The following is a 5,608-nucleotide window of genomic DNA, read 5'->3' on the forward strand; positions in this document are numbered from 1 at the left end:
CGTGCAGCTCCAGCAACTCGCGCCGACACTGCAGGTCTACACCTCGAACCCGCGCAACACTTCGGTCAATATTCGCGGCCTGGGCGTGCCCTTCGGGCTCACCAGCGACGGCTTCGAACAGGGCGTCGGCATCTATGTCGACGACGTCTATAACTCGCGCGTCGCCGCCGCGACCTTCGATTTCCTCGATGTCGATCAGGTCGAGGTCCTGCGCGGACCGCAGGGCACGCTTTATGGCAAGAACACCACCGCCGGCGCGATCAACATCACGACCAACCAGCCGACCTTCGATTTCGAGGGCCGGGCAGAAGTGAGCGTCGGCAACCTCAATTATCGGCAGGCGAAGGCGGCGATCTCCGGCCCGCTAACCGACAAGATCGCGGCGCGCATCGCCATCGCGGCGACCAGCCGGCGCGGCACGCTCTACAATGTCGTAAGCGACCGCTGGATCAACGAGCAGGACAATCTGGGCCTTCGCGGCCAACTGCTTTTCCAGCCCAACGAGGATCTGAGCATCACGCTGTCCGGCGACTACAGCAAGCAGAATCCGGAAGGATACGGCACGACCTATGTCCGCGTCGGCCGGACCCAGCGCGTGCTGACCCGCCAGTATGAGGCGCTGGTCGCGGCCGTAAACCTCGCCAATCCCGGCCGGAATTATGCGGTGCCGAGCACCAATCCCTATGATCGCCTGACCGATCTCGACGCCAGCCTCAATGCCGGCAACAAGATCGGCGGCGTTTCGGCGCGCGTGAAGTGGGACGTCGGCCCCGGCACCCTGACGTCGATCACCGCGTGGCGCTTCTGGGACTGGAAGCCCGAGAATGATCGCGACTTCACCGGCCTCTCGATCGTCTCGAAGTCGCAGAACCCCTCGCAGCAGGACCAATATAGCCAGGAATTCCGTTACAACTACGAAGGCGACAAGGTCGATTTCGTCGTCGGCCTCTTCGGCTTCAAGCAGCGGATCGACACGCAGGGCACCGAGCAGCAGGGCGCCGACGCCAGCAAATGGAGCCTGACCGGCGCCAATGCGGACAATCCCGCCATCCTCAACGGCCTGACCGCCTCCAACACGCAATATCTCAAGAGCACCAGCGCCGCGCTGTTCGGCCAGCTGAGCTGGAAGGTGACCGACGCGCTGACCATCCAGCCGGGCGCGCGCATCAACTATGACAAGAAGTCGGGCTTTTACGAGCGCGTTGTGACCAATGGCCAAGGCCAGGTCATCAGCTGCACGCCCATTCCGGCGCCGGGCACGGTGGCGGGTAGCTCCGCGCAGTGCGGCGTCTACCAGCCGCAGCTCAGCGCGCCGTCGGACAGTGCCTGGAATTTCACCTACGACTTCAACGTGAACTACAAGGTCGCGCCCGACGTCCTGGCCTATGCGACCTATGCAAAGAGCTTCAAGACGCTTGGCATCAACCAGAACGGTCTGCCGCTCAACTCCGACAACACGGTCAATTATGACGCGAGCACGGTGAAGCCCGAGTCGATCGACCATTTCGAAATCGGTCTGAAGACGCAGTTCCTCGACCGCCGGGCGACGTTCAACCTGTCGGCCTTCCGCACCGATATCAAGAATTTCCAGGCGACCGTGAACGGCGGGCAGTTCGGGACGGTACGCGGCTATCTCGCCAACGCCGACAAGGTCCGGACGCAGGGCATCGAGGCCGATCTCAAACTCGTGGCGAGCGACCGCTTCACCGCCTATGCCAATGGCGCCTATACCGACGCCAAGTACAAGAAGTTCACCAACGCACCGTGCCCGCCCGAACTGTCGGGCGGTACGCTTCAGCCGGACGGCGTCGCGCCCGATTACTCGAACGCCGGCATTCCCAACACCGCCAGCCCGCGGCAGTGCGACATTTCGGGTCAGCGCCTGCCGGGCGTGTCGAAATGGGCTTTCTCATACGGTGCCGAGGCCAATGCTCCGTTCACCTTGCTGGCCAAGGACGGACAGGTCTATCTGGGCGTCGACGGCAATTATCGATCGCACTGGAATTCGAATGCGTCGCCGTCGGCCTATACGGACGTCAAGGGCTATGCGCTGACCAACTTCCGCGTCGGCTTCCGCGGCGAAGGTCTCGACGTTTTCGGGTGGGTCCGCAACGCCTTCGATGTGGACTATATCGAGCTGCTGCAAGTGGCTCCCGGCAACACCGGCCTGATCGCCGGGCAGGTCGGCGATGCCCGGACGTGGGGCGGAACGGTCAAGTTCAGCTTCTGATCCGCACTTTGCGCACAAAAGAAAAGGGCCGCCCGCAAGGGCGGCCCTTTCTCATGCAGGCTGACCGGGTCAGCGCTGCTGCGGGTTCTGGCGGCCCTGATCGGGACGCTGGTCGCTGCCGGGCTGACGGTTCTGGCCGCCCTGCTGCTGCTGCTGGCGGTCACGATCCGACTGCGGTTTCTTTTCATTCTGCTGGTTGGGGTTGTTAGCCACTTTCCATCTCCTTGCGCCGCGAAAACATATCGTTGCGGCACCCGGGAAACCCTTGAGACGGCGTTGATGTTCCGGCCCCGGGCAAGCTTTCGCCGGGCTGTGGCCGTTCCGCGATGAACGCGGCGAACATCGGCGCGGTGCCAGCGTTGTAATCGGACCACTCAATCACTGAATTCAGCTTATTCGTTTAGGTCGATCGGAAGCCGCGGCCTATCCTCGGCTGGTCAGAGCGAAAGGATGTGTGATCGACTCGACGCGTGCCTGCGCCGAAAGCCGCCCGGCGACCCTCGGGTCGTCCGCTCGTCATGCGCCGGTCATCCGGCCGCGCCAGCATTCCAGAACCATAAAAGGAGAGACTGCATGAACGACCCCACCCCCATCGACCCCGCAAAAGGCTGCCCGGTCGGCAAGGACCGGTTCCGCGGATTGCTCGGCCGGACGAACAAGGACTGGTGGCCCGACGCGCTGCCGCTCGAAATCCTGCACCAGGGCGGCGTGTCGCCCGACCCGATGGGCGAGGATTTCGATTATGCCGCGGCGTTCAAGTCGATCGACTATGCCGCGCTCAAGGCCGATATCACCGCGCTGATGACCGACAGCAAGTCGTGGTGGCCCGCCGACTATGGTCATTATGGTCCCTTTTTCATCCGCATGGCGTGGCACGCCGCGGGCACCTATCGCACCGCCGACGGACGCGGCGGCGCCAACAGCGGGCAACAGCGTTTCGCGCCGCTCAACAGCTGGCCCGACAACGGCAACCTCGACAAGGCGCGCCGTCTGCTGTGGCCGATCAAGCAAAAATACGGCAGCAAGATCAGCTGGGCCGACCTGTTCATCCTGACCGGCAACGTCGCGATCGAATCGATGGGCGGCCCGGTGTTCGGCTTCGGCGGCGGCCGCAAGGACGTCTATGAGGCCGAGCGCGATATCTATTGGGGCGCCGAGGACCTGTGGGTCAGCGAAGGCGTGCAGACACGCATCGACCCCGACAAGGAGCTCGACCTCGAAAATCCGCTCGCGGCGATCCAGATGGGGCTGATCTACGTCAATCCCGAGGGGCCGGGCGGTAACCCCGATCCGTTGCTGTCGGCGCGCGACATCAAGGTGACCTTCGAACGCATGGCGATGAGCCATGAGGAAACGGTCGCGCTGACGGCCGGCGGCCACACGTTCGGCAAGGCGCACGGCGCGGGCGACGCCAGCCTCGTCGGCGAATCGCCCGAAGGCGCCGACATCGCGCTGCAGGGCCTCGGCTGGTCGTCGAGCTTCGAGACCGGGGTGGGCGCACACGCAATCACCAGCGGCATCGAGGGCGCGTGGGTCAATACGCCTACCGAATGGTCGGAGAATTTCTTCCGCCTGCTCCTCGACTATGATTATGAGCTGGTGAAGTCGCCTGCCGGCGCACAGCAATGGCAGCCGGTGAACCAGAAGGAAGAGGACATGGCCCCCGACGCCCATAATCCGGGCAAGAAGGTGCCGACAATGATGACCACCGCCGATATGGCGCTGAAGGTCGACCCCGAATTCCGCAAGATTTCGGAGAAATTCCGCAACGACCACGAAGCGTTCAAGGATGCCTTCGCGCGCGCCTGGTTCAAGCTCTGTCACCGCGACATGGGTCCCAAGGTTCGCTATCTCGGCCCCGAAGTGCCCGCCGAAGACCTGATCTGGCAGGACCCGGTGCCCGCCGGCACCAAGCCTTCGGATGGCGATGTCGCGTCGTTCAAGAGCGCGATCCTCGGCTCGGGACTCAGCATCGGCGAACTCGTCAAGGCGGCGTGGGCGTCGGCGTCGACCTTCCGCAAGTCGGACTTCCGCGGCGGTGCCAATGGCGCGCGCGTCGCGCTGGCGCCGCAGAAGGACTGGGCGGTGAACGATCCGGCCGAACTCGCCAAGGTGCTCGGCAAGATCGACGAGCTGCGCGGCAACCTGTCGCTGGCCGACGCGATCGTTCTCGCCGGTTCGGCGGCGGTCGAGAAGGCGGCGAAGGATGCGGGCTTCAATGTTTCGGTGCCCTTCACCGGCGGCCGCGGCGATGCGACGGCGGAATGGACCGACGCCGAGAGCTTCGACGTGATGGAGCCGAAGGCCGATGCCTTCCGCAATTATCTGTCGACCAGGCATAGCGTGCGGACCGAGGAACTGATGCTCGACCGCGCATCGCTGCTCGGCCTGTCGGTGCCCGAAATGACGGTGCTCGTCGGGGGGCTTCGCGTCCTCGGCGCCAATGCGGCCGGCAAGAAGGAAGGCGTGTTCACGAACCGCGTCGGCCAGCTGACCAACGATTTCTTCGTCAACCTGCTCGACATGGATACCCTCTGGGAAGTCGTCGATGCGAGCGGCGACGAGGAGTTCATCGGTTACGACCGCGGCGGGCGCACCGAACGCTGGCGCGCGACGCGCACCGACCTGATCTTCGGTTCGAATTCGCAGTTGCGCGCCACGGCCGAAGTCTATGCGGAGAAGGGCCATGAAGAGAAGTTCGTGAAGGACTTCGTCAAGGCGTGGACCAAGGTGATGAACGCCGACCGTTTCGACCTCGCCTGATCCGGCGTCCCGGTCCCGCATCATGCCGCGGGGCCGGGGCGGCCAAAGGACCGACGGGTCGCGACCCGCCCCCGGGGACATGGGCCCGGGGGCGGGTCTTCTTTTTGGGTCTTAAAGCCACAAAGGCCCCGCATGGACGCATTCAGATTGTGTCCTTTGCGGCTTTAAGCGGCGCCGCGTCTTCGCGCAGTGCCGAGCGGACGATGTCCATGTCGGGGCCGCCGCTGACGTCTATGGCGCCGCCTTTCAGGACGCGCACGATCGTGACGCCGTTGATCGCGCGATCCATCGCGATGCCGAATTGATGTGTACGCCCCATCGAAATCGCGCGGTCCCACGCATCGGCGAAGCTCGCCGCGCCAGGCCGCTCGCGAAGGCGATAGGCGGAGCGCCGCCCCATGCCGACGGCCTTCGCCGCCTGTCCGACCGAACCCATTGCTTCGAGCGCGCGGATGAAATTGGCTTGCGCGTCGGCTGTCCATCCGTCGGCGCGATTACGCTGCCCGGAAACGGGGACAAAGGCGAGACAGGTGTCCGCGAGGAGCGGAGGGGGAGGGGTGCCGTGTTCCATTCGACAGCATGGAGCATGGCCAGATAATGTAGGAAAGGGTTTTC

4 protein-coding genes are annotated in these 5,608 nt (G+C 64.3%); 2 read left to right on the forward strand and 2 right to left on the reverse strand.

The annotated features are described in order from the left end of the window. Positions 1-2,230: TonB-dependent receptor (locus tag VGD20_RS19930; RefSeq protein WP_331136117.1), on the forward strand; the 2,230-nt coding region annotated here is incomplete at its 5' end. A gap of 69 nt (positions 2,231-2,299) precedes the next feature. Here the strand turns inward: VGD20_RS19930 and VGD20_RS19935 are convergent. After that, on the reverse strand, positions 2,300-2,443 hold the full coding sequence (locus VGD20_RS19935) for a hypothetical protein (protein WP_331136118.1): 144 nt from the start codon (positions 2,441-2,443) through the stop codon (positions 2,300-2,302). A 360-nt stretch (positions 2,444-2,803) separates the two neighbouring features. Here VGD20_RS19935 and katG point away from each other — a divergent pair, with 360 nt between their 5' ends. Continuing rightward, positions 2,804-4,993, forward strand: a complete 2,190-nt coding sequence (gene katG, locus VGD20_RS19940; RefSeq protein ID WP_331136119.1) for a catalase/peroxidase HPI — start codon at positions 2,804-2,806, stop codon at positions 4,991-4,993. 142 nt (positions 4,994-5,135) lie between these two features. Here katG and VGD20_RS19945 read toward each other — a convergent pair whose 3' ends face one another. Then, on the reverse strand, positions 5,136-5,564 hold the full coding sequence (locus VGD20_RS19945; RefSeq protein ID WP_331136120.1) for a hypothetical protein: 429 nt from the start codon (positions 5,562-5,564) through the stop codon (positions 5,136-5,138). Between the last annotated feature and the right edge of the window lie 44 nt (positions 5,565-5,608).

Origin of the sequence: Sphingopyxis sp., from assembly GCF_036402335.1 — a bacterium.
GTDB lineage: Bacteria > Pseudomonadota > Alphaproteobacteria > Sphingomonadales > Sphingomonadaceae > Sphingopyxis.

Excerpts from the sequence above, each read along its gene's own strand:
- katG (WP_331136119.1), top strand. The coding sequence starts at position 2,804 with ATGAACGACCCCACCCCCATCGACCCCGCAAAAGGCTGCCCGGTCGGC.
- VGD20_RS19945 (WP_331136120.1), bottom strand. The coding sequence starts at position 5,564 with ATGGAACACGGCACCCCTCCCCCTCCGCTCCTCGCGGACACCTGTCTC.